A 23,912-nucleotide genomic window follows, 5' to 3' on the forward strand; every position below is an offset into this window, starting at 1 on the left:
TCAAACGTCGAGTTTATCCAGCACGTAGGGCAGGGGCTTGAATTGCAAGGCCGGGCCGGTGGCGGAGCCAAAGCGCACATCACCCGCTTCCAGCGCCTCCAGCTTCATTTCCACCAACGCATCCACGCCGCCGGCGCCGTTCGGCGCTGTATTCACCACCATGCCGCAAGGCTGTTCCGGGTCGGCCGGCGAGAATACCTCCGCCCCCGGTACAGCGGCGGCATCGGCGATCGACGCCAGCGCCGTGCGGCGTTTCAGTTTGCCCAGGTACTGGCTGCGCGCCACGATTTCCTGGCCTGGATAGCAACCCTTCTTGAAGTTCACGCCGCCCAGCAGCTCGAAGTTCACCATCTGCGGCACGAACTGCTCCTGCGTGCCGGCACCGACCTGCGGCACCCCCGCATGGATCTCGGACAGGCGCCAGGCCTGGTTGCCGCCGACCAGCAGGCGGTCCTTCAGCACCGGCGCCACAGTGGATGCGGTCTCGGGCGAGGCCAGCCACAGATAGCGCGGGGCGCCGAAAGCGTCCGCCACGCGCAGCACGGTGCCGAGCGGGTGGTCGATCTTGCTGAACGGCTTGGCCGGCAGCACGTCGAACCAGGTCTGCAGCACCGCTTCGGCCTCGCCGCCGCCAACGGCCAGGGTGACGAACTGCTCGGTGGCGTCGGCCGGCTTGGTCTTGGCGCGCAGGATGAACATTTGCAAACGCTTCTGGATGGCCGGCTGGATCGCGCGCGGCAGCTGCAGGAAGATCGACTCCTCGCTGCGCCACATCAGGAAGGACGCCAGCATGCGCCCCTTCGGCGAGCAATAGCCGGCCAGGCGCACGTCGCCCAGGCCCAGGTGTTCCACATCATTGGTCAACTGGTTGTGCAGGAAACTTGCCGATTCCTCGCCGGTGAAGGCGATCAGGCCCTGGTCGGTGACCGGGGCGACGAAACCGGTGGCCAGCTGCGTCGTGGTCAGCGTTTCTTGTTCCTGTGTTAAAAGTTGATTCCAGTTATTCATAAATTCCCATATCCTGACGATGAAGCATTATCATTACGGGCTTCATTATAGTGATCCCGCGAAATTTGCGCCGGGGGCCTGGAAAACACTGTTGTCCAGGCTGAATCTGGTTCAAGATGGGGTAATAGAACGGGCATTCGGAAATGGCTCTCATAAGAAAAACGATCGCACTGGGTTTGCTGGCCGCCGCCGTGGCCGTGGGTAGCTTTGCCTGGTGGGCGGGACAGCCCGTTATCGGCGAGGAGCCGGCTATTGAATTCACCATCAACAAGGGCAGCGGCGCCAGTGCCGCCGGCCAGCAGATGGTGGCCGCCGGCGTGCCGATCCAGCCGCTCATGTTCAACCTGCTGGCCCGCGTGTCCGGCAAGAGCGGCCAGCTCAAGGCCGGCACCTACGAATTGAAGCCGGGCACCACGCCGCTGCGCCTGATCGACCAGCTGGTACGCGGCGAATTCGCCCAGGAATCGCTGACCATCATTGAAGGCTGGACTTTCCGCCAGATGCGCCAGGCGATTGCCGCCCATAAGGGACTTAAGCACGATACCGTGGAGCTGAGCGACCGCGAGCTGATGGCGCGCATCAATCCCGACTTCAAGGAGCCGGAAGGCCTGTTCTTTCCGGATACTTATCTCTTTGCCAAGGGTTCCAGCGAGCTGGCGATCTTCCGCCAGGCGCACAGCATGCTGATGAAACGCCTGGGCGAAGCCTGGGAGCAGCGCACGCCCGACCTGCCGTACAAGTCGCCCTATGAGGCGCTGACCATGGCCTCCATCGTGGAAAAGGAAACCGGCCAGAAGTCCGAGCGCAATATGATTGCCGCCGTCTTCGTGAACCGCCTCAAGCTGGGCATGATGCTGCAGACCGACCCGACCGTCATCTACGGCATCGGCCCCAAGTTCGACGGCAATATCCGCAAGAAGGACCTGGAAACCGACACCCCCTACAATACCTATACGCGGACCGGCCTGCCGCCGACCCCGATTTCGCTGCCCGGCCTTGGTTCGCTGATGGCGGCGCTGGCACCGGCCAAGTCCAGCGCGCTGTATTTTGTGGCGCGCGGTAATGGCACCAGCCAGTTTTCCGACAACCTGACCGACCACAACCGGGCGGTCAACCAGTATCAACGACAATAAAAATGACACAGCGCGGTAAATTCATCACCTTCGAGGGCATCGACGGTGCCGGCAAATCCACCCATATCCAGTTCGTCGGCGAACTCGTCAAGGCGCGCGGCCTGGAGCTGGTGAGCTCGCGCGAGCCGGGCGGCACGCCGCTGGGCGAGAAGCTGCGCGAGCTGTGGCTGCACGAAGCCATGCACGTGGAAACGGAAACCCTGCTGGTCTTCGCCAGCCGCCGCGAACACGTGGCGCAAGTGATCGAGCCGGGCCTGGCGCGCGGCGCCTGGGTCATTTCCGACCGTTTCACCGACGCCAGCTTCGCCTACCAGGGCGGCGGCCGCGGCCTGAGCCGCGAGAAACTGGAGACCCTGGCGCACTGGGTGCACCCCGGCCTGGAGCCGGACCTCACCATCCTGTTCGACGTGCCGCTGGAAGTGGCGCGCGCCCGCCTGGACGCCACGCGCGACCTGGACCGCTTTGAGCGGGAGAAGGCGGATTTCTTCATGGCCACCCGCAACGAGTACCTGCGCCGCGCCGCCGAGGCGCCACAGCGCTTCCGCGTGATCGACTCCACCCGCAGCATTGCCGACATCCAGGCCGAACTGGCCCGGATCGTGGGGGCGCTCGAATGAGCGGACACATTTATCCATGGCAGCAGGGCGCCTGGCCGCAGTTGCAGGCGCTGCGCCAGCGCATGCCGCACGCCATCCTGTTCCATGGCGCGGCCGGCATCGGCAAGGCTGATTTCATCGAGCAGTTCGCCCAGGCGCTGCTGTGCGAAAACGCGCGCCCGGATGGCCACGCTTGCGGCGAATGCCCGAGCTGCGGCTGGTTCCTGCAGCAAAGCCACCCGGACTACCGCCGCGTGCGCCCGGAAGCCATGGAAGACGAGCCGAGCGAGGGCGAGGAGGGCGAAGACAAGAAAGCCGCCAAGAAAGCTCCCTCCAAGGAAATCAAGATCGAACAAATCCGCGCCTTGTCGGATTTCATGAACATTTCCACCCACCGCCAGGGCCTGCGCGTGGTGGTGCTGTATCCGGCCGAAGCGTTGAACATGCCGGCCTCGAACGCCTTGCTGAAAACGCTGGAAGAACCGCCGCCGGGTACGGTTTTTTTGCTGTCCTCGAACGGACTGGACCGCGTGCTGCCGACCATTCTTTCGCGTTGCCGCAAGTTTGCCATGCCGATGCCGACCCACGCCGAGGCCCTGGCCTGGCTCAAGGAGCAAGGCGTACCGGACGCCGACAGCTGGCTGCGCGAGCAGGGCGGCTCGCCGCTGGCCGCCGCCGCCGCGTCGGAGACCGGCAACCGGGAGGAATTGGACGCTTTGCTGCAGTACCTGGCCCGTCCCAGCGTCGAAGGCGCGTTGAAAACCGCCGATAAATTGCAGAAAGTACCGTTGACCGCCTTGGTATCGTGGCAACAGCGCTGGCTTTATGACCTTTTTTCCTACAAACTTGCAGGAAACATCCGTTATTATCCCCGTTACCAGCGCGAGCTGGCCGGACTGGCGGACAAGGTGAATATCAGCCGCCTGATGGGGGCGATCAAGGGCGCCAACGAAAGGCGCGCCACCTCCGACCATCCGCTGTCCCCGAAACTGTTTATTGAAGATATGCTTCTTGACTACACTGCTTGCTGTAGCTGAAGAAAGGAATTGAATGAGCGCAAGCCCAACCGATCCAAACACTGTACCTCTGAACCGGCCGACGGTACTGTCGCTGGCCATCAAGGAAAAGGCGGCCCTGTATGCGGCCTATATGCCATTCCTGAAGCACGGCGGCATGTTCGTGCCGACCCAGAAGCCGTACAAGATTGGTGACGAAATCTATCTGCTGCTGACGCTGATGGACGATCCGAACAAGTACGCCATCGCTGGCAAGGTGGTCTGGATCACGCCTGCCGGCGCGGCCAACAACAAGACGCAGGGTATCGGCGTGCACTTCCCGGACGACGAGACGGGGACCCGTACCCGCCTGCGCATTGAAGAAATCCTGGGCGCAGCTTTGCGCTCGTCCCGTGCCACCCACACCCTGTAACGCATGACGAAGTTCCGCCACCGTATTGCCACGCTTGACGACCTGCCGACCATCGTCGCCATCTACAACAGCACCATCGCATCGCGGGAAGTGACGGCCGATACCGAACCGGTCACGGTCGAATCACGCCTGCCGTGGTTCCACGAGCACCAGCCCGCGCGGCGGCCGCTGTGGGTGGTCGAACAGGCGGAGCGCGACGGCATCATCGGCTGGATCTCGTACTCGAATTTCTATGGCCGCCCGGCATACTCCGGCACGGCGGAAGTGTCGATCTATATCGACGAGGCCTGGCGCGGCAAAGGCGTAGGTCGGTATGCCTTGCAGGAGGCGCTGGACTTTGCGCCGCAGGTGAATGTGCACACGGTGCTGGGGTTCATCTTTGGCCACAATACGCCATCGCTGGCGCTGTTTGAGAAGTTCGGTTTCGAGACCTGGGCAAAGCTGCCGCGTGTCGCCAACCTGGACGGCATTGAACGCGACCTGATCATCCTCGGCAAGCGCGTGGCCTGAGCGCGCCAGGCTGTTAAAGGACGCCCGCCCTCCGCGCTACCATTCCGAGTACCAGGGCCAGGATTGCCAACAAGGCGCTAAACATCCAGCGAAATTCTCGCTGGCGTTCCCTCCTGTATGTGGCTTCTGCCACTTTGGCCGAGCAGCCTTGTGGAGGCTTTGATATTCGACAGGCTGGGCGGGGAAAAGTTCCGCGCTTTTGAGCGCTGGCGGGATTTTCGATAAAATGCCGGGATGTTTATCGATTCCCACTGCCATATCGACTTCCCGGACCTGGCTGTCCGGATGCCTGAAATCCTCGCCAAGATGGCGGAAAACAAGGTCAGCCACGCCCTGTGCGTGTCGGTCGACCTGCCGGACTTCCCGCGCGTGCTGGCGCTGGCCGAGCAGTATCCGCATATCTTTGCTTCTGTCGGCGTGCACCCCGACTATGAAGACACCCCCGAGCCAAGCGTGGAACAACTGGTCGAACTGGCGCAACACCCGAAGATCGTCGCCATCGGCGAAACCGGCCTCGACTACTACCGCCTGGAAGGCGACCTGGAGTGGCAGCGCGAGCGCTTCCGCACCCACATCCGCGCCTCGCGCGAATGCCGCAAGCCGCTGATCATCCACACCCGTTCCGCTTCGGAAGACACCATCCGCATCATGCGCGAAGAGGGCGCCGGCACCGACAAGGGCGGTGTAGCCGGCGTCATGCACTGCTTCACCGAATCGCTGGACGTGGCGCGCGCCTCGATGGAGCAGGGCTTCTACATTTCCTTCTCCGGCATCGTCACTTTCAAGAGCGCGAAAGAACTGCAAGCCGTGGCGCTCGAAGTGCCGCTCGAGCGCATGCTGATCGAGACCGATTCCCCCTACCTGGCGCCGGTGCCGTATCGCGGCAAAACCAACGAGCCGGGCTATGTAGCGCACGTCGCCGAGTTCATCGCCAAGCTGAAAGGCGTGCCGGTGGAGAAAGTGGCGGAACAAACCTCGGCCAACTTCTTCGAACTATTCAAGGCCGCCGCCTGATGCCAGCACACCGCCGCGCCGCCCTCCAGCGCTGCGCGGCGCTCGCGCTGCTGGCCCTGGCCGCGCCATGGACGCCTGCGCGGGCCGACAGCCCGACAGCCGAGGAGGACGCCGTCCGCTACTTCCTCGCCATCCAGCTGGACGATGACCGTACCGTACGCGCTGTGCTCGCACGCGGCCTGGACCCAAACACCAGCGATCCCGAGCGCGGTGAAAGCGGCCTGATCATCGCCATGCGCTACGACGCCATGAAGGTGGCCCAGCTCCTGCTCACGCAGCCGGCATTGCGGGTGGACCAAGCCGCCCCCAACGGCAACACCGCCCTCATGATGGCGGCTTTCCAAAAGAATAAGCCCGCCGTGCTGGCGCTGCTGGCAAAAGGCGCACAGATCAACCGCCCCGGCTGGACCGCGCTGCACTATGCCGCCGCAGCGGGTGCCCTCGACATCATGCAGCTCCTGCTGGAGCGGCACGCCTATCTCGACGCCGAATCGCCCAGCGGCATGACGCCCCTCATGCTGGCCGCGCGGGAGGGCATGGAAGACGCCGTGCAGCTGCTGCTGCAGGCAGGGGCCGACGCCAGCCTGAAAGACCGCGCCTGGGGCATGGATGCGGCCGGTTTCGCCACCCGCGCCGACAAGCCCTGGATCGCGCAGGCCATCCAGCGCCACCTCGGCAAGAAATAGGGCGGTATTTCCACTTCATATCGTGCATTTGGCCGGGGGCGGCCTGGGCGACAATCCAAACGTCGAAAACCCACCGCGCGCCCGTCGCGCCGCCCGCCATGCTGAACGAACGCGAAATCGAGAGCTGCTACCTTGGCCAGTTCATCCCCGTCCATTACCACCACAACATGCTGATGGACGCCAACCGCATGCACAACTTCAAGGCGGCCATCGATTACGCCGTCAAGCCGGGCATGAAGGTACTGGAGCTGGGCGGCGGCACCGGCGTGCTCTCTTTCTTCGCGGCGCAGAAGGCCAGCAAGGTCTATTGCGTCGAATTTAACCCGGACATGGTGCAGGAAGCGCGTAAGTTTCTATCAATCAACAAGAACGGCGAGCGGGTGGAAGTGATCCACGCCGACGCCTTCGAATACCTGCCGCCCGAGCCGGTCGATGTTGTGATCTGCGAGATGATCCACGTCGCCATGCTGCGCGAGAAGCAGGTCGAGGTCATCGAACATTTCAAACAGCGCTACCTGGAACGTTTCGGCGGCCCGCTGCCGGTGTTCATGCCGGAAGCGGTGCTGATGGCGGTGCAGCCGGTGCAGCAGGAGTACGATTTCGACGGCTTCCATGCTCCGATCGTGCAATTCCAGCAGCCCGGCCAGCTCCAGAACGGCACCAGCGAGCTGGCGCAGCCGCAAGTCTATTCGCTGATCGATTTCACCCAGCCCAACGAAATGCTGTACCGCTGGGAGGGCCAGTTCGTGGCCGAGCGCGATGGCCAGTTGAACGCGCTGCGCTTCATCACCAAGAATATCCTGGCGGTGGTGCCTGAGCGCAACAGCACCATCGACTGGCTCAACCACTACATGACCCTGCCGCTCACCGAGCCGATGCCGGTGCGCGCCGGTGAAACCATCCAGGTCGCCTTTGCTTACCGCGCCGGGGGCCAGATCCAGTCGCTGCAGGCCGCGATGCGCGCGGTGGTGCAGAGGCAAACCGCAGCCTTGCCAGCCTTCGCAGCTTGAGCCGGATTTTTCACCATCCATCGGCCCATTCTGCAGTTGGTCGCATGTCCGTTGTCCGGGCCGGACGTCCGCTATAAAGTTGCCTCAACTCTAATGGAGGTGAGGATGTTCGGCTTCATTCTTTGGTTGTTCCTGCTGTTCCTGTGCTGGCCGCTGGCCCTGCTGGCACTGGTCCTGTACCCCGTCGTCTGGCTGCTGATGCTGCCGTTCCGCCTGCTCGGCATTGGTGTGGAAGCGGTGTTCGAACTGCTGCGCGCCATCGTCATGCTACCGGCCCGCGTGCTTGGCGGTTCCCCGCGATAAGCCGGGCATATCGCGCTAGAATGCGCGGATGAACCATACGCTCCCTCACTTTCAGCCGGTTGAGCTCAAGCACGCCAGCCGGCTTATCAACCACGGCCCGACCGTCCTCGTCACCAGCGCCCATGGCGGGCGCCGCAATATCATGGCCGCCGCCTGGTCCATGCCGGTCGAGTTCACGCCGCCACGCATCGCCATCGTCATCGACAAAAGCACCTTCACGCGCGAGCTGATCGCGGCCAGCGGCGTGTTCGGCGTCTGCCTTCCCGGCGCGGCGGCGGCTGACCTCACCTATGCCGTTGGCACGGCAAGCGGCCGCGAGCAGGACAAGTTCCAGCGCTTCGGCCTGCAGGCGTTCGCGGGCAGCACCACCGGCGTGCCCTTGCTGGCAAATGGCTGCGTGGCCTGGCTGGAGTGTCGACTGATCCCTGAAAAGCACACGGAAGACGCTTACGACACCTGTTTTGCCGAAGTCGTGGGCGCAGCGGCGGATGCGCGCGTTTTTGCGAATGGGCACTGGGACTTCCATGAAGGCAATGCCGCGCTGCATACCCTGCACCATGTTGGGGCGGGCAACTTCGCCGTCGCCAGCAGTCTGTTGAAGGCCAAGCCGCTCCCTTGAATTCTTGTTGAGTCGCCCAATCTTCCCTTTCCTGTTACTGATAGAATCGAAGATGCCCGCAAGGCATCGTTAAGGAGATTGTGATGAGCCGCAAGACACCTATCGAGCGTTACCGCAATATTGGCATCAGCGCCCACATCGACGCTGGCAAGACCACGACGACGGAGCGCATCCTCTTCTACACCGGGGTCAACCACAAGCTGGGTGAGGTGCACAATGGCGCCGCGACCATGGACTGGATGGAGCAGGAACAGGAGCGCGGCATCACCATCACTTCGGCCGCGACCACCGCCTTCTGGAAAGGCATGGCCGGCAATTTCGCCGAGCACCGCATCAACATCATCGACACGCCGGGCCACGTCGACTTCACGATCGAAGTCGAACGCTCGATGCGCGTGCTCGATGGCGCGGTCATGGTGTATGACTCGGTGGGTGGCGTGCAGCCGCAGTCGGAAACCGTCTGGCGCCAGGCCAACAAGTACAAGGTGCCGCGCCTGGCCTTCGTCAACAAGATGGACCGCATTGGCGCCGACTTCTTCCGCGTCCAGCAGCAGATCAAGGATCGCCTGAAGGGCACCGCCGTGCCGATCCAGATCCCGATCGGCGCCGAGGAGGACTTCCACGGCGTGGTCGACCTGGTCAAGATGCGCGCCATCATGTGGGACGACGAGACGCTGGGCGTCAAGTTCACTTACGAGGACATTCCCGCCAACCTGAAAGAGCTGGCGCAGAAATGGCACGAACATATGGTGGAGGCGGCCGCCGAGGCCTCGCCCGAGCTGACCGAAAAGTACCTGAATGGCGAAACCCTGAGCGAGGACGAGATCAAGGCCGCGCTGCGCGCGCGTACCATCCGCAACGAGATCGTGCCGATGCTGGCCGGCAGCGCCTTCAAGAACCGCGGCGTGCAGGCCATGCTGGACGCGGTGATCGAGTACCTGCCATCGCCGGTCGATGTGCCGGCGATTGCCGGCCATGACGAGGACGACAAAGAGATCGAGCGCCATCCGTCCGATGACGAACCGTTCTCCGCGCTGGCCTTCAAGATCATGACCGACCCCTTCGTGGGCCAGCTGACGTTCTTCCGCGTCTACTCGGGCATCGTGAATTCGGGCGACACCGTGTACAACCCGACCAAGTCGCAGAAGGAACGCCTGGGCCGCATCCTGCAGATGCATGCCAACGAACGCAAGGAGATCAAGGAAGTGTTCGCGGGCGATATCGCGGCGGCGGTCGGGCTGAAAAACGTGACCACCGGCGATACCCTGAGCGCGCCGGAGCACGTCATCATCCTGGAAAAGATGATCTTCCCCGAGCCGGTCATTTCGCAGGCGGTGGAACCGAAGACCAAGGCCGACCAGGAGAAGATGGCGATTGCCCTGAACCGCCTGGCGCAGGAGGACCCGTCCTTCCGCGTCCACACGGACGAGGAATCGGGCCAGACCATCATGTCCGGCATGGGCGAGCTGCACCTGGAAATCCTGGTGGACCGCATGCGGCGCGAGTTCAGCGTCGAGACGTCGGTCGGCAAGCCGCAGGTGGCGTACCGCGAGACCATCCAGAAAGCTGTCAGCGATATCGAAGGCAAGTTCATCAAACAGTCAGGCGGCAAGGGCCAGTACGGCCATGTGGTGCTGAAGCTGGAACCGATGGAAGCCGGCAAGGGCTTTGAGTTCGTGGATGCGATCAAGGGCGGTGTGGTGCCGCGCGAGTTCATCCCGGCGGTGGAGAAGGGCATCCGCGAGACGCTGAATGCCGGCGTGCTGGCGGGTTATCCGGTGGTCGACGTGCGCGCCACGCTGACCTTCGGCTCCTACCACGACGTGGACTCGAACGAGAACGCCTTCCGCATGGCCGGTTCGATGGCCTTCAAGGAAGGTATGCGCAAGGCTGACGCGCAGTTGCTGGAGCCGATGATGCACGTCGAGGTGGAGACGCCGGAGGAGTTCATGGGCAATGTGATGGGCGACCTGACTTCGCGGCGCGGCATGGTGCAGGGCATGGACGAGATTCCGGGCGGCGGCGGCAAGCAGATCAAAGCGCTGGTGCCGCTGGCGGAGATGTTCGGCTATTCCACCTCGCTGCGTTCGCTGACGCAGGGCAGGGCGACTTACACCATGGAGTTCCAGCACTACGCTGCGGTGCCGAAGCATATCCTCGACCAGGTGGCGACGGCGCGCACCAGCGGCCGCCACTAAGTCTGGTCGTTAGGCGGTCTCGAGCAAGGCGGCGAATTCTTCCGCCGGGACAGGGTGGCCATACAGGTAGCCCTGTCCCTGCTCGCAGCGCAGCAGCTTGAGCAGATTGGCTTCTTCTTCCGTCTCGATGCCTTCCGCCACCACCTTCAGGTGCAGGTTGTGCGCCAGCGATACCACGGTACTGACCAGGCCCATATAGCCGGCATCGTGCGTCATGCGGGTGACGAAGGAGCGGTCGATCTTCATCACATCCACCGGCAGGCTGACCAAGTAGGACAGCGAGGAGTAGCCGGTGCCGAAATCGTCAATCGCCACCGGCACCTGCAAGGCGCGCACCTTGCTCAGGATTTCCACCACGCGGTCGTGGTCCGACACCAGCGAGCTTTCCGTGATTTCAATCGACAGCGGTTGGTTGTCGGCGCCCGCCGTCTGCAGCGCGTGTTCGATATCGCTGAACAGGGAATCGCAGCGGAACTGGGCCGGCGCCACATTGACCGCGATCTGCGGCGGGAGCAGTCCGGCGTCGTGCCAGCTGCGCCAGTCCTGCATGGCGCGCTGCATGACCTGGCGGCCGACGGCAATCACCAGGCCGGTGCGCTCCAGCGCCGGCACGAACTCGGACGGCGGAATCAGGCCGCGCTGCGGATGGCGCCAGCGCACCAGGGCTTCCGCGCCCGTCAGCTTGCCGGTGCACAGGTCGATCTTCGGTTGGTAGAAGTTGACGAACTCCTGGCGCTCCAGCGCCTCGCGCAATTCCACCTCCAGGCTGATCTGGCGCGCCACCACGCGGTCGGCGGCGCGGTCGTACTGGCCGAAGCGCAGGTCCAGGTCGCGCGCTGCGGCCAGCGCATCCCAGGCTTTGACCAGCAGTTCGTCGGCCGTGGTGCCGTCATCCGGCAGGGCGGCGGCGCCGGCATTGATGGTGCACCAGATCTTGTGTTCCTTGACCTGATAGGCGCCCTGCAGCATCGGCACCGCCGTTTCCTGGATAAATTCGGCGGCGGTCTGGGGGCCGTGAGCCGGCAGGAAAACCGCGAAGCGGCCCACGCCGACATGGGCCAGCAGCATGCAATCGGCCACCACCGAGCGCAGGCGCTGCGCGATGGTGCGCATCAGGCCCACGGCGGCGGCGTTGCCGTAGGCGGAGCTGATCTCGTCGAAGCGGTTGATATTCAGCAGCAGCACGGTACCGCGCGCATCGGAAGCGGCCAGCGCTGCGATTTCTTCTTCGAACTGCAGGCGGCTCGGCAGGCCGGACAGCACATTGGTGCGCGCCAGCCGGTGCATTTCTTGCGCATTGACCAGGCGCTCAATGCCGTAGCTCAGTTCATTACTGAGTTCGCCGGCGCGTTCGCGGTAGAAGGCGTCGAAATGCTGTTCACGGCGCGAATACAAGGTGGCCACGCCCCAGGCCTGGTTGTTGACGAACAGCGGCACCGCCATGCAGGACGCAATGTCGTGCCCTTTGCGCGAGCCGGACTGCACGCGCCCGGTCGCCAGCACGTGCAGCGCCAGGTCGTTGGCCATCCAGGCTGGCGCTTCCTCTCCCGGCTTCCAGTGGCGCTCCTGGCCTTCGCGGCTGGCGGAAGCGAACAGCTGCAGCGCGCCAGTCTCGGTCTTGTAACTGATGGCGGCGCAATCGAGCCCTGCCTGGTGCGCCGTAAGGCGGCAGGCATCCAGGCACAGCTGCTCCAGGGTGCGCGAACGCGGGATCAGGGCGCTCAGACGCGACAGCAGCACGTAGAAATTGTCGTGCCGGATCAGGGCGCGTTCCTTCTCCACCTCGGTGGTGACGTCGATCGCAGAGCCGCCGGTGAACGATTCGCCGTTCACATTGATCGGGAACTTATGCACCAGCCAGTGGCGTTTGCCGTCAGCGGTGGTTTCCATGGTCTTGGTGACGTCTGGATTCTCCGGGCCAGGGCTGGCCCGGTGATGCAGGCTATTGCCCATCACATAGTCGCCGCTGGCGTCCCTGATCCACAGCGGGGCGGGCGCGTGCTCGGCAAACCCGGCCAGAAAGCTGTTGCTGCGCGCCAGGTTGTGGCGCAGCGCTTCCTGGGCGCGCGCGCTGTGCGCGAGATCGGCCAGCGCGGCCTTTTGCTCGGCGCTGGCGCCGGGCGGCAGGTAGCCAGCCAGGGCGTCATCATCCACCAGCGCCGAAGCTGGGACATCCCGCCCGCAAATAAAGCGGGCCAGGCGCTGCAGCTCGGCCATAGGGCCGGCTTGCAATTGATCGATGGATGCGCGCTGGTTCATACGGTTAATTCAACTTGAACTTGAGCTGCACGGAAAAAGCGCCGTGCAGACGCTCCTTGTATGTCGGTACGATAGCAAAATTGACGCCCACGCGTTGGTACTCCAGGCTGACTACCGGTATTGCGGCCAGGAACCAGCCACCATTGCGCATCTTGGGGTAGCCGTCGAAGCCACCCACCACCGCGCCGAGCCGCAGCGGGCCGACCGACCACGGCTGGTAATAGATGCCGGCATAGTTCGACATCTGGCGGTCGCTGTTGTGGAAGCGACCGGCAGTTACGGCGGCAACGGTGGAGAAGCGGTATTCCGCGCCAATCCCTGGGTTGGTGTCGTCGAATCCTTTATCTCGCTGGAAATGGTAGGAGTAAAAGCCGGGGTTGACCCATAGCTCCGACAGCGGCTTGTGTTCGATTGTTGCAAAGGTGTCGGCCAGGGCCGGGAACGAGAGGGCGGCCAGGACCGCCCCAAGCAAATGCTTCTTCATCTATATCCACAAATATAATGACTACTTGTTAATTATAGCTGTTGTGGCAATTAGAGAGATTTCAATTGCGCTCACCGGCGCCTACGAACTGCAAGATTGTTGTAATTAAGTCATCCCCGTCGACCGGTTTGGCGACAAAGCCGTTCATTCCCGCCGCATCGCACTCGGCCCGCTCGGCCAGGGTGACGCCCGCGCTCATGGCCAGCACCGGCAAATCCAGGCCCAGCTCCTGGCGGATGCGCTGGGTGGCGGCAAAGCCATCCATGACCGGCATCTGCACATCCATCAGGACCAGGTCGACCGCGTCACGACCGGTGCGCAGGAATTCCACGGCCTGTTCGCCGTTTTCGGTAATGTGGACGCGGGCGCCGACCGCTTCCAGCATGCTGCGCGCCACCAGCTGGTTCAAGGGATTGTCTTCGGCCAGCAGGATGGACAGGCCCGCGAGCGCCTTGGTACCCGTGCTGAATGCACCGCTGCCGGGGGCGCCGTCGGTCGCGCGCTGCGGGACGGGCGCGCGCGCCGGCGCCTGCTCCGCCAGTGCGTGGAAGATCGCCGAGCGGGTCAGGGGGCGCAGCAGCTCGGGATCATGGTCCGGCGCCGGGTTGGCCTGCTCCAGCCGGCTGCGCACGCAGATGCGGTGCGGCAGCTCCGCCTGGCGCGCGGCCTGGGCCAGGCTGCTGTCGTACACCAGCAGGTCATAGCGCTGCGCCAGCAGGGCTGCGCGCATGCTGTCGGCGCTATCGACGGTATCGCAGCGCCATCCCCAGCGCTTGGCCAGCTGAACCATGTCATCGTGCAGGCCCGACGCCGGATCGGCGTAGAGCACGCGCCAGTTGCTGCGCCCGGCGTCCATGGCATAGGGATCGGGCAAGCGGCCCTCGCGCAGCGGCATCAGGAACGTAAAGGTGGTGCCGCGCCCCGGCGTGCTGGCCACTTCGATGGTGCCGCCCATGATGTGGGCCAGACGCTGCGAGATGGCGAGACCCAGGCCGGTGCCGCCGTAACGGCGCGCCATGGACGCGTCGGCCTGGCTGAAGGGGGTGAACAAGCGCTGCAGCTGCTCGGCGCTGATGCCGATGCCGGTATCGCTGATCGCCCAGCGCAGCGTACCGGCTTGCCCCGGCGCGCGGCTGGCATGCACGCTGACCATGCCTTTCTCGGTGAATTTGAGGGCATTGCTGACCAGGTTGAGCAGCACTTGCTGCATGCGCTGCACGTCGCCGTGCAGGGACAGGGGCACATCGGCTTCCACGTTCAGCGAGAGCGCCAGGCCTTTCTCGGCAGCGGTCATGGCCATCACGGCGGCCAGCGCGCTCAAGACGTCGTCCACCAGGAAATCGTCTTCGGCCAGCTCCAGCTTATTGGCTTCGATCTTGGAGAAATCAAGCACGTCGTTCAGCAGGGCCAGCAGCGAACGCCCGGCGCCGGACACCATGTCCAGGTACTGGCGCTGCTCGGCGTTGAGCGGGGTGCGTCCCAGGATCTGGCTGACGCCAAGCACCGCGTTCATCGGCGTGCGCAGCTCGTGGCTGATGTTGGCGACGAAGGCGCTCTTGGCGGCGCTGGCGGCTTCGGCCTGGGTCTTGGCGTTGTTCAGCTCCTTCTCGGCCGCCTTTTCCGCCGTGACATCGCGCAGGATCATGGCGTAGCCGATGCAGCGCTGATGGTCGTCGCGCACGGGGTAGAGCTGGGTCAGGGCCAGGAAGGTGCTGTCGTCGGCGCGCCGGCGCAAGGCGGTGGCTTCATCCTGGCCGTGTTCCAGCGCCAGCGCCATGCTGGTCACCGCGTCGCCCTCGGCCAGCAAGCGCTGCAAGGGCTGGCCGACGATGGCTTCGCTGCGGTAACCGAACAGCTTCTCGGCGCCGTCGTTCCAGGTGGTGATGATGCCGTTGGGGTCGAGCAGGACGATGGCGTGGTTGCGAATATGCGAGGTCAGCAGCTTGAAGCGCGCTTCCGATTCCTCCAGGCTGGCGGTCTGCTGCTCCAGCTGCTTGGCCGACTGGTCCTTGGCGCGCAGGGCGGCGATGCGCTCATGCACCAGGTTGCGCGCGGCGCCGAAGAAGAGCAGGCTGAGCAAGGTGCCCATCACCAGCACCAGGAAGGACTTGCCCTGGTCCACGCTGGCGTCGAACACCGCCGTGGGGCGGATGCTCAGGGCCCAGGACTGGCCGTTGTCGCCCACCGCCACCTGCTGCAAGCTGTGCAGGCGGGTAAAGCTCTGGCCGTCGCCGGACCGGGCGCTGGTGTACATCAATTGGCCGCGCGCGTCCTGGAAGTGGATATCGAGCCGCACGTCGCGCAGGCCGGCGCTGAATATTCCGTTCATCAGGTCGCCCATGCGGAAAGGGCTGTACACGAAGCCGCGCAATTCGCGCTGGCCGCCGGCATTGTTGCGGTAGACGGGATGGAACACCAGGAACCCGACCTGTTTCGGGCCGCTGATCTCCTGCACCAGGGTGATCGGCCCGCTGGCGGTGAGCTTGCCGTTTTGCATGGCCGCCACCATGGCCTCGCGCCGCGTCGGTTCCGACATCATGTCGTAGCCGATGGCAAACAGGTTGCGCGGCGAGCGCGGCTCCAGGAACATGATGGCGGCATAGAGTTCGCGCTCGCCTTCCGGCCAGATCTTGAGTTGCTCGCGCAGGGCGCCGACCGCGCCGCGCGGCGCGAAGCGGGCAAAGCCGATGCCGAGCACGCCGGGGTACTGCGTTTCCAGGTTCATGCCGGATACGAAGCGTTGCCACTCGTCGCGCTCGACAACGGCCGACGCATCGAACAGCGCGTTGCCGGCACGCAGCAGTGATTCATAGGATTCCATGCGGATACGGATGGTTTCGCGCACATTGTCGGCGGCGCGCTGGAAGCGTTCGCGGGTGCGCGCTTCGGTGTCGTAGGTAATCCAGCCCCAGGCCGAGACGGTGATGGCCATGCAGGCCAGCAGGGTCAGGATCGGTGTCCAGATATAGGTTTCCGATAGGCTCGGGTCTTCCTCGGTGGCCAGCACCCATGCCAGGATGCTGCTGATCGCCAGGAAGGTGCAGAGCGACAGCAGGGAGTGGTGCAGCACGCCGGAAACGAAGGGGCCGTGGTCCTGCACCGTGGCGGGAATGGCAATGCCGGTGATGATGGCGAGCGCGATCCGAATCGTCGAGCGCCAGCGGTTCACCGCCGCCAGGCCGAGGAACATCAGCAAGGCATACGGCAGGAATTGGGTGGCCGCATGGCGCGAATCGCTCAGGAAGACGGTCAGCGTGGCTGCCAGCAGGATGGCCAGGAAGACAAGTTGGCCGGGCTTGAAGCGGGGCCAGCCCGGACGGTCCGGGATCGCCATGACCATGGGCGCCAGCAGGAGCAGGGCCAGGAAGTCGCCGGTCCACCAGGTGGCAAGCACCTGCCAGGTCAGCTCGGGCGGGATGATGCCGGACAGGCGTAGCGCCAGCACGCCGGTGATGGCGGACACCATGGCGGCGACAGCAATGGCGCTGCCGAATTTGTAGACTTCGCGCTGGGTTTGCAGGCCAAGCCGTTCAATGCCGAGCCGGCGCAGCAGCCAGTGCGCGACCAGTGCTTCGGCAGCGTTGCCAAGCGCAATCACCAGCGACACCGTCAGCAGGATTGGCAGCGAGGCGGCCTGGTTGTTGACGAAAACGGCCAGGTTGGCGAAGAAGGCGCCGGCCAGGATGGCGGGCCACAAGTGGCGCCCGAAACGCAGCAGCAGGATCAGCGCAAAGCCCGAGGGTGGCCAGACCGGGCTGGCATTGCTTTGCGCCAGCGCGAGCATCAGGCCAAGGCGCGCCAGCAGGTAGTACGCCCCCGCAGCAAGCAGCAAGGCCATGAGCGTACGAAGGCGAATGGGCATGTTTGAGCGGGCTGGTCGTAGGTGCTGCATTTATATCACGAAGGCGGGCGCCGCTGAAATGATGTTGTAATAATTGCCGACTAGCATCACGGAATGCATTTGACTCCGGAAAATCGAACTCGTTTGCGCGCCACCGTGTTCGGCAAGACCGAGGCCGGCCGCGCGGAAGTTGCGCAGCGCAACGCCGGCCTGACCGCGCGCCAGCGCTCGGTGCTGATCCTGCTCGACGGCCAGCGCGCGCTGGGCGAGATCGATACCTGGCTAGGCGAAGACGAGATGCTGGAGTCGGTCGAGGCGCTGCTGCGCAAAGGGCTGGCGGGCATTGCCTCGGCGCCGCCAGCCGTGGCCCGTCCCGCGCCGCCGGAGCCTGCACCGGAGGCGGTCCCTATGGCGCCGCTGGCGGCGCCGCCCGCCTCGCCGACCCTGTCGGCCGCGCGCGAGTTGATGGCTGCGGCCGCGCGCAAGCACCTTGGCTTGCTGGCGGCGGACCTGGTGCGCCGCATTGAGCAGGCAAAGGATGAAGGCCAGTTGGCCGGCATTATCGGCCTGTGGCACGTCTCGCTGAGGGAATCGAAAACCGGCAAGCCCTGCGCCGAGGGCTTGCTGGAGGAAGCGCGCGCCTTGCTCGCTTAGTTCTGCGGGCGCTTGCGGTGGAAGGTCAGCGGGCTGTATGGCACCGCCGAAGGAGGAGGGGAGTTCAGGATACCCGGCTTCATCGCCCCCATCACATGCATCTCGCACGGTTTGCAGTCAAAGCGCAGGTTGTAGGTATGGTCGCCGCTGACCAGGGTCATTGGCTCCGCCTTCACCTGACCCTGCACGCCTTGCACGCCCTTGGCCTGTTTCGGGCACAGGTTGAACGAGAAGCGCAGGCAGTGCTTGGTGATCATCAGCGAGACCTCGCCCGGCTCCTCGTGCGCCTCATACGCCGCATCGATCAGCTGCACGCCGTGCTTGAAGTAGAATTCGCGCGCCTTCTCGTTGTAGACGTTGGCCAGGTAGCTCAGCTGGGTGTCCGGATAGACCGCGCGCGGCTCGGCCGGCGCCTTGCGTTGCGGGCGCTGCCATGCCGCCAGGCGCGCCGCCTCGTGCGCCGCCACCGCATCGCGGCGCAGGGCGTTGATGACCGACGAAGGCACGAACCAGGGCTGGGAGAGTTTCAGTTCCACATGGTCCGCCACAAACATGGTATTGCCCATCTTGGCCAGGCTGGCGCGCAGGCCGCTCTCCGCTTGCTCCGCGTTCTGTGCCGGCTGCAGCTCAATCGCCGCCTCGGCCTGCGAGACGATGCCGTCCTCGTCCACGATAGACAGGCGCAGGCCGCTCGCCGTTTCCGACAGCGTCAGCTGCAGGCCCACATGGCGCTCGGAGGACTTCTTGTGCAGCGCCGCTTCCCACTGGTGGTCGCGGTTGCGCATGATGACGGTGCCGACTTTCAGGCCCGGCAGCGTTGCCAGCGGCTCGTTCGGGAAGACGCGCCAGCGCTGGCCGTCTTCCGTATCGCCCAGCTTCTCGGCCTTGTTGGCCTGGATGCCGACCGTGGTGCGCTTGTTCATGTAGTTCAGGCCATCGCCATTCGCCATCGGCGCATTGGTCACCACGTCGATATGATCGCCGCCGATGCGCACCACCGCGCCCAATTCCACGCCCACATATTTCGGCGAATCGAAGGCGCCGATATCGTCCTTGCGGCCGGTGGCGAAGTAGTCGGTGTGGCCACGGTGGAAGGTCTTGTCCACGTCCGGCGTGAACAGCACGCGGGTGCGGCCGCTGCCGGCGCGCGCAAACTCCGGGCGACGCTCCAGCAGCTCGTCCAGCAGCAGGCGGTAGTTGGCCGTGATGTTCTTCACATAGCCCATGTCTTTGTAGCGGCCTTCGATCTTGAAGGAGCGGATGCCCGCATCGACCAACGCTTCCAGGTTAGCGCTCTGGTCGTTGTCCTTCATCGACAGCAGGTGCTTTTCGAAGGCAACGACGCGGCCCTGGTTATCGTTCAAGGTGTAGGGCAGGCGGCAGGCCTGCGAGCAATCGCCGCGATTGGCGCTGCGGCCGGTGTCGGCGTGCGAAATAAAGCACTGGCCGGAGAATGCCACGCACAGCGCGCCGTGTACGAAGTATTCGAGCGGGGTATCGACTTCGGCGCGGATCTGCTTGATTTTGTCCAGGGTCAGTTCGCGTGCCAGCACCAGCTGCGAGAAGCCGACATCGCCCAGGAACTTTGCCTTTTCAACCGTGCGGATATCGCACTGGGTCGATGCGTGCAGCTGGATCGGCGGCAGGTCCATTTCCAGCAGGCCCATGTCCTGGATGATGAGAGCATCGACGCCGGCTTCGTACAGCTGCCAGATCTGCTTGCGCGCGAGTTCGAGTTCCGAATCGTGCATGATCGTGTTCATGGTCACGAAGATGCGCGAGCGGTAGCGGTGGGCGAATTCCACCAGCGCGGAAATATCCTCGATAGGATTGCTGGCATTGTGGCGCGCGCCGAAGGCGGGGCCGCCGATATAGACGGCGTCCGCACCGTGCAGGATGGCCTCGCGGCCGATTTCCGCGGTTTTGGCTGGCGCCAGCAGTTCGAGCTCGTGGTCAAGCAAAGACATTCTCAATAACCCTACAGTTGCAAGGGTAGATATTATACCGGCTCGTCGAAGCCGCGATCACCCAGTTTTTCCTTAACGTGCTCCACAAACGACGCAATCCGGGCCGAAAGTGCCGTGTTGCGGTAATAGACGGCATTGATCGGTTGCCGAACCTCCAATGTTTCCGCCGCCAGCACCTGGCGCAACCGGCCCGCAGCGCGGTCGGGATTGGCCAGAAAGTCGTTCAGGCAAACGATGCCGGCCCCGTGCAACGCCAGGTGCAGCAGGGTTTCGCCGCTGGATGTGAAGATATTCGGCGTAATGTGGACAGGCTGGCCGTCAGCGTCCAGCAGCGGCCATTCGTTCAGCGATTCGGGCTGGTTGAAGCCGAGCAGGGTGTGGTTGGCCAGGTCCGCCACGCTGGCGGGCGTGCCGTGGCGTGCCAGATAAGCAGGGCTGGCCAGGATGCGCAGGCGTCCGCTGCCGATCGGCGTGGCGTGCAGGGTTGAATCGCGCAAGCGGCCGATGCGGAAGGCGACGTCGGTGCGCTTTTCCAGCAGGTCGGTGATGCCTTCGTGGCTGTTCAGTTCCAGCTCGACGCGCGGATAGCGCTCGCGGTAGCCGTTCACCAGCGGCACCAGCACATGCAGCATGAAGGGCGTGGACGCGTCGATGCGCAGGCGGCCGGCCGGGCCCTGGCGCCGCAAAGACATCTTTTCCTCCGTCTCCTCCACCTTGGCGACGATGCCGCGCGCGCATTCCAGGAAGGCCTTTCCTTCTTCGGTGAGTTCCAGGCGGCGCGTGGTGCGGCGCACCAGGGTGGTCTCCAGTTTTTCCTCCAGCCGGGTCAGGGTGCGGCTGGTGGCGGAAACGGTCAGGCCCAGGCGTTCGGCAGCGGCGCTGATGGAACCAGTGGCAGTTATGGCAATGAATGCCTGCATTTCGTCGAGGGTGGTCTTCATATATTTGATTCTAAATCAAATATCTTTCGCGGAAATCAGGCTTTTTCATCAAGAGTGGCCCCGGTACAGTGGCAACCAATCTCAACCGATGGAGAACACCATGCCTCTTGCCCTACTTGCCTTGACGATCGCGGCCTTCGCGATCGGGACTACGGAATTCGTCATCGTCGGGCTGATCCCGACCATCGCCACCGATCTTGGCGTGACCTTGCCTTCGGCCGGCCTGCTGGTCAGCCTGTACGCGCTGGCAGTCGCCATCGGCGCGCCGGTGCTGACTGCGCTCACCGGCAAAGTGCCGCGCCGTCCGTTGCTGGTCGGGCTGATGCTGCTGTTTACCGCCGGGAATATCGCCGCCTGGCTGGCACCGGGCTATGGTTCGCTGATCGTGGCGCGCGTGCTGACCGGACTGGCGCACGGCGTGTTCTTCTCGGTCGGCTCGGTGATCGCCACGGGCCTGGTGAGCAAGGAGAAGGCTGCCAGCGCCATCGCCACCATGTTTGGCGGCATGACCGTCGCCTTCGTCACCGGCATTCCGCTTGGTACCTGGATTGGCCAGAATTTCGGCTGGCGCGCCACTTTCCTGGTGGTGGCGGGTTTCGGACTGGTGGCACTGATCGGCGCCTTGCTGTTCGTCCCGCGCGATATCAAGAACGCCCCGCCGGCGCCGCTGCTGCGCCAGGCGCGCGTGCTGATGCAACCGCGCCTGCTGCTGGTCTACGCCATGACGGCGGTGGGCTATGGCGGTTCGCTGATCGCCTTCACTTTCCTGGCGCCGATCCTGCAGGACGTTTCCGGCTTCCAGCCGAGCGCGGTCAGCGTGGTGTTGCTGGCGTATGGGCTTTCGGTCGCTGTTGGTAACGTATGGGGCGGCAAGCTGGCGGATAAGGAAGGTCCGATCCGCGCGTTGAAGAAGGTCTTCCTGGGTCTGGCTGTCGTACTGGTGGTGTTGAGCTTTACCGCGCCGCATCCGGTGCTGGTGGTGCTGACCGTGCTGGCCTGGGGCGCGTTCGCCTTCGGCAGCGTACCGGCCCTGCAGTCCTATGTCGTGCAGCAGGCGCACAAGGTCGCGCCGGACGCGGTGGAGGTCGCGGCCGGCTTCAATATCTCCGCATTCAATGTCGGCATCGCCATTGGCGCATCGGTCGGCGGCCTGGTGGTGAGCCGCTTTGGCCTGATCCATACGCCGTGGATCGCCGGCGTCGTCACCCTGGCCGCCGTCGGCATTACCGCCCTGAGCGGCCGCATCGACCAGCGCCACGATGCTATCGGCGCGGGCGCCTCCGAAAAACTCGCAGCATAAAGGAAAACTCAATGACTATCCCAGCTATCGGCGCAGGCACCTTCCGCCTGCAAGGTCAGGCCGCTTTCGACTCCGTGCGCAATGCACTGGAAGCGGGCTACCGCGCCATCGACACCGCCCAAATTTACGGCAACGAAGCCGAAGTAGGCCAGGCAGTCGCCCAATCCGGCGTCGCGCGTAAAGACCTGTTCCTGACTACCAAGGTCTGGAACGAGAACTTCGTTAAGGACCGCTTCATCGCCAGCCTGGAGGAAAGCCTGGAAAAACTCGGCACCGATTACGTGGACCTGGCCCTGATCCACTGGCCACTAAGCCCCGTGCCGGTTGAGGAATACATGGTGGCACTGGCCGAGGCGCGTGAGCGCGGCCTGGCGCGCCGCATCGGCATCTCCAACTTCAACATCGAGTACACGAAACGCGCCATTGCCGTTGTCGGCGCAGCGCAAATCGCCACCAACCAGATCGAACTGAGCCCGCACCTGCAGAACCGCAAGCTGGTGGAGTTCCTGCAAGGGCAGGGCATTCACGTGACCTCGTATATGACGCTGGGTTACGGCAAAGTGCTGGCGGACCCGGTGATCGGCGCCATTGCAGCCCGCCACCGTGCAACACCGGCGCAAGTGGCGCTGGCCTGGGCCATGCAGCTTGGCTACTCGGTCATCCCATCGTCCACCAAGCGCGAAAACCTGGCCAGCAACCTGCTCGCCACCGGCCTGCAGCTCGGTGCCGAAGATATGGCGCAGATTGCCGCGCTGGAGCGCAACGGCCGCCTCGTCAACCCCGAAGGCCTCGCCCCGGCTTGGGACTAATTCAGGAGAAAACCATGCAAGATCCATTGTTCCAAAGCTTGCGCCTCGGCGCGCTCGAACTGCCAAACCGCATCGTGATGCCGCCGATGACCCGTTCCCGCAGCACCCAGCCGGGTGATGTGCCGAATGAGTTGATGGCCGAGTACTACGCACAGCGCGCCAGCGCAGGCCTGATCGTCAGCGAGGGCACCTATATCTCGCCAATGGCGAAAGGCTATGCGGGCACGCCCGGCATCCACACAGAAGCGCAGATCGCCGGCTGGCGTAAAGTGACCGACGCCGTGCATGCCGCCGGTGGCCGCATCTTCGCCCAGTTGTGGCATGTGGGCCGCCTGAGCCACAGCAGCCTGCTGGGCGGCGCGGCGCCGGTATCGTCCTCGGCCATCCAGGCCGAAGGCGTGCGCGTGTTCATCGAAGGCGAGGGCGGTATGCCCGGTTTCGCGCAAGCCTCGCTGCCGCGTGCGCTCGATACCCACGAGATTGCCGGCATTGTCGAGCAGTATGCGCAAGCTGCGCGTAACGCGATGGCCGCCGGGTTCGACGGCGTCGAGCTGCACGGCGCCAACGGCTACCTGGTGAACCAGTTCCTGGATTCCTTCGCCAACGATCGCAAGGACCAATACGGTGGCTCGCTGGAAAATCGCCTGCGCTTCCTGGGCGAAGTGGCGCGCGCCCTGGTTGCGGCCACCGGAGACGCCAGCCGCGTCGGCATCCGCCTGGCGCCGCTGACCACCCTGAACGGTTGTGTCGATGCGAATCCGGAGGAAACCTACACCGCCGCCGCCGCAAGGCTGGCGGAGATCGGCGTCGGCTACATCCATATCGCGGAAGCAGATTGGGACGACGCGCCGCTAATGCCGGTCGCCTTTAAAAGAGCCCTGCGCGCCGCCTTCCCGGGCGCCATGATCTATGCCGGCAAGTACACCGCCGAACGTGCCCGCGCCGCGCTGGAGGAAGGTTGGGCCGACCTGATCGCCATCGGCCGTCCCTTTGTCGCCAATCCGGACTTGCCGGCACGCCTGCGCGTTGGCGCGCCGCTCAATGAGCATGACCGCGACACGCTGTTCGGTGGCGGGGCGCGCGGATTGACGGACTATCCGCCGCTGGCGGCTTAAGAACCGCCTAAGGCTGACAGCCTAGCATCGTGGCACC

21 protein-coding genes are annotated in these 23,912 nt (G+C 64.3%); 15 read left to right on the forward strand and 6 right to left on the reverse strand.

Annotation, left to right across the window (positions count from 1 at the left end; genetic code table 11):
• Positions 1-1,008, reverse strand: a complete 1,008-nt coding sequence (gene ygfZ, locus GTP41_RS17510) for a CAF17-like 4Fe-4S cluster assembly/insertion protein YgfZ (RefSeq protein WP_161026866.1) — start codon at positions 1,006-1,008, stop codon at positions 1-3.
• Between the two features lie 143 nt (positions 1,009-1,151).
• On the opposite strand from ygfZ, the gene mltG reads away from it, so the two are divergent.
• The 11 genes from mltG (at position 1,152) to fusA (ending at position 10,505) form a co-directional block, all read left to right on the forward strand.
• Positions 1,152-2,141, forward strand: coding sequence for an endolytic transglycosylase MltG (gene mltG / locus GTP41_RS17515; RefSeq protein ID WP_161026867.1), 990 nt, complete (start codon positions 1,152-1,154; stop codon positions 2,139-2,141).
• Positions 2,142-2,143: 2 nt separating this feature from the next.
• Positions 2,144-2,758, forward strand: a complete 615-nt coding sequence (gene tmk, locus GTP41_RS17520) for a dTMP kinase (protein ID WP_161026868.1) — start codon at positions 2,144-2,146, stop codon at positions 2,756-2,758.
• The gene (locus GTP41_RS17525) at positions 2,755-3,774 is read left to right on the forward strand and encodes a DNA polymerase III subunit delta' (RefSeq protein WP_161026869.1); all 1,020 of its coding nucleotides are present in this window, start codon (positions 2,755-2,757) and stop codon (positions 3,772-3,774) included. Before tmk ends, GTP41_RS17525 begins: the two co-directional genes overlap by 4 nt.
• Positions 3,775-3,787: 13 nt before the next feature.
• Positions 3,788-4,165 (forward strand): PilZ domain-containing protein, encoded by a 378-nt coding sequence (locus GTP41_RS17530; RefSeq protein ID WP_161026870.1) that lies wholly within the window; start codon positions 3,788-3,790, stop codon positions 4,163-4,165.
• Between the two features lie 3 nt (positions 4,166-4,168).
• Positions 4,169-4,675: a GNAT family N-acetyltransferase gene (locus GTP41_RS17535; protein ID WP_161026871.1), complete on the forward strand. Its 507-nt coding sequence runs from the start codon at positions 4,169-4,171 to the stop codon at positions 4,673-4,675.
• Between the two features lie 234 nt (positions 4,676-4,909).
• The gene (locus tag GTP41_RS17540; protein ID WP_161026872.1) at positions 4,910-5,689 is read left to right on the forward strand and encodes a TatD family hydrolase; all 780 of its coding nucleotides are present in this window, start codon (positions 4,910-4,912) and stop codon (positions 5,687-5,689) included.
• On the forward strand, positions 5,689-6,375 hold the full coding sequence (locus GTP41_RS17545; RefSeq protein WP_161026873.1) for an ankyrin repeat domain-containing protein: 687 nt from the start codon (positions 5,689-5,691) through the stop codon (positions 6,373-6,375). The genes GTP41_RS17540 and GTP41_RS17545 overlap by 1 nt, the downstream gene beginning before the upstream one ends.
• Positions 6,376-6,473: 98 nt before the next feature.
• Entirely contained in the window at positions 6,474-7,385 is a 912-nt protein-coding gene (locus tag GTP41_RS17550; protein WP_161026874.1) for a class I SAM-dependent methyltransferase, read from the forward strand.
• A gap of 105 nt (positions 7,386-7,490) precedes the next feature.
• Complete coding sequence (locus GTP41_RS17555) at positions 7,491-7,688, forward strand: hypothetical protein (protein ID WP_161026875.1); 198 nt, start codon at positions 7,491-7,493, stop codon at positions 7,686-7,688.
• A gap of 28 nt (positions 7,689-7,716) precedes the next feature.
• A complete protein-coding gene (locus tag GTP41_RS17560; RefSeq protein WP_161026876.1) occupies positions 7,717-8,307 on the forward strand; it encodes a flavin reductase family protein in 591 nt (196 codons plus the stop codon).
• 83 nt (positions 8,308-8,390) lie between these two features.
• Positions 8,391-10,505 (forward strand): elongation factor G, encoded by a 2,115-nt coding sequence (gene fusA / locus GTP41_RS17565; RefSeq protein ID WP_161026877.1) that lies wholly within the window; start codon positions 8,391-8,393, stop codon positions 10,503-10,505.
• Positions 10,506-10,514: 9 nt separating this feature from the next.
• Here fusA and GTP41_RS17570 read toward each other — a convergent pair whose 3' ends face one another.
• The 3 genes from GTP41_RS17570 to GTP41_RS17580 form a co-directional block, all read right to left on the reverse strand.
• Complete coding sequence (locus tag GTP41_RS17570) at positions 10,515-12,764, reverse strand: bifunctional diguanylate cyclase/phosphodiesterase (protein ID WP_161026878.1); 2,250 nt, start codon at positions 12,762-12,764, stop codon at positions 10,515-10,517.
• A 4-nt stretch (positions 12,765-12,768) separates the two neighbouring features.
• A complete protein-coding gene (locus GTP41_RS17575; protein WP_161026879.1) occupies positions 12,769-13,248 on the reverse strand; it encodes a hypothetical protein in 480 nt (159 codons plus the stop codon).
• Between the two features lie 61 nt (positions 13,249-13,309).
• Positions 13,310-17,110 (reverse strand): CHASE domain-containing protein, encoded by a 3,801-nt coding sequence (locus tag GTP41_RS17580; RefSeq protein WP_161026880.1) that lies wholly within the window; start codon positions 17,108-17,110, stop codon positions 13,310-13,312.
• Between the two features lie 93 nt (positions 17,111-17,203).
• Between GTP41_RS17580 and GTP41_RS17585 the strand changes: the two genes are divergently transcribed.
• Positions 17,204-17,743, forward strand: a complete 540-nt coding sequence (locus tag GTP41_RS17585; RefSeq protein ID WP_161026881.1) for a hypothetical protein — start codon at positions 17,204-17,206, stop codon at positions 17,741-17,743.
• Here the strand turns inward: GTP41_RS17585 and GTP41_RS17590 are convergent.
• A complete protein-coding gene (locus tag GTP41_RS17590; protein ID WP_161026882.1) occupies positions 17,740-19,710 on the reverse strand; it encodes a peptidase U32 family protein in 1,971 nt (656 codons plus the stop codon). The genes GTP41_RS17585 and GTP41_RS17590 overlap by 4 nt on opposite strands.
• A 32-nt stretch (positions 19,711-19,742) precedes the next feature.
• Entirely contained in the window at positions 19,743-20,651 is a 909-nt protein-coding gene (locus GTP41_RS17595; protein WP_161026883.1) for a LysR substrate-binding domain-containing protein, read from the reverse strand.
• 100 nt (positions 20,652-20,751) lie between these two features.
• On the opposite strand from GTP41_RS17595, the gene GTP41_RS17600 reads away from it, so the two are divergent.
• Genes GTP41_RS17600 through GTP41_RS17610 form a run of 3 tightly spaced genes read left to right on the forward strand, consistent with a single transcriptional unit; the run spans position 20,752 to position 23,875 of the window.
• Positions 20,752-21,951, forward strand: coding sequence for an MFS transporter (locus tag GTP41_RS17600; RefSeq protein WP_161026884.1), 1,200 nt, complete (start codon positions 20,752-20,754; stop codon positions 21,949-21,951).
• 11 nt (positions 21,952-21,962) lie between these two features.
• Positions 21,963-22,760 (forward strand): 2,5-didehydrogluconate reductase DkgB, encoded by a 798-nt coding sequence (gene dkgB, locus GTP41_RS17605; protein ID WP_161026885.1) that lies wholly within the window; start codon positions 21,963-21,965, stop codon positions 22,758-22,760.
• 14 nt (positions 22,761-22,774) lie between these two features.
• A complete protein-coding gene (locus tag GTP41_RS17610) occupies positions 22,775-23,875 on the forward strand; it encodes an alkene reductase (protein WP_161026886.1) in 1,101 nt (366 codons plus the stop codon).
• Positions 23,876-23,912 lie beyond the last annotated feature (37 nt).

This window comes from Pseudoduganella guangdongensis (assembly GCF_009857475.1).
GTDB lineage: Bacteria > Pseudomonadota > Gammaproteobacteria > Burkholderiales > Burkholderiaceae_D > Rugamonas > Rugamonas guangdongensis.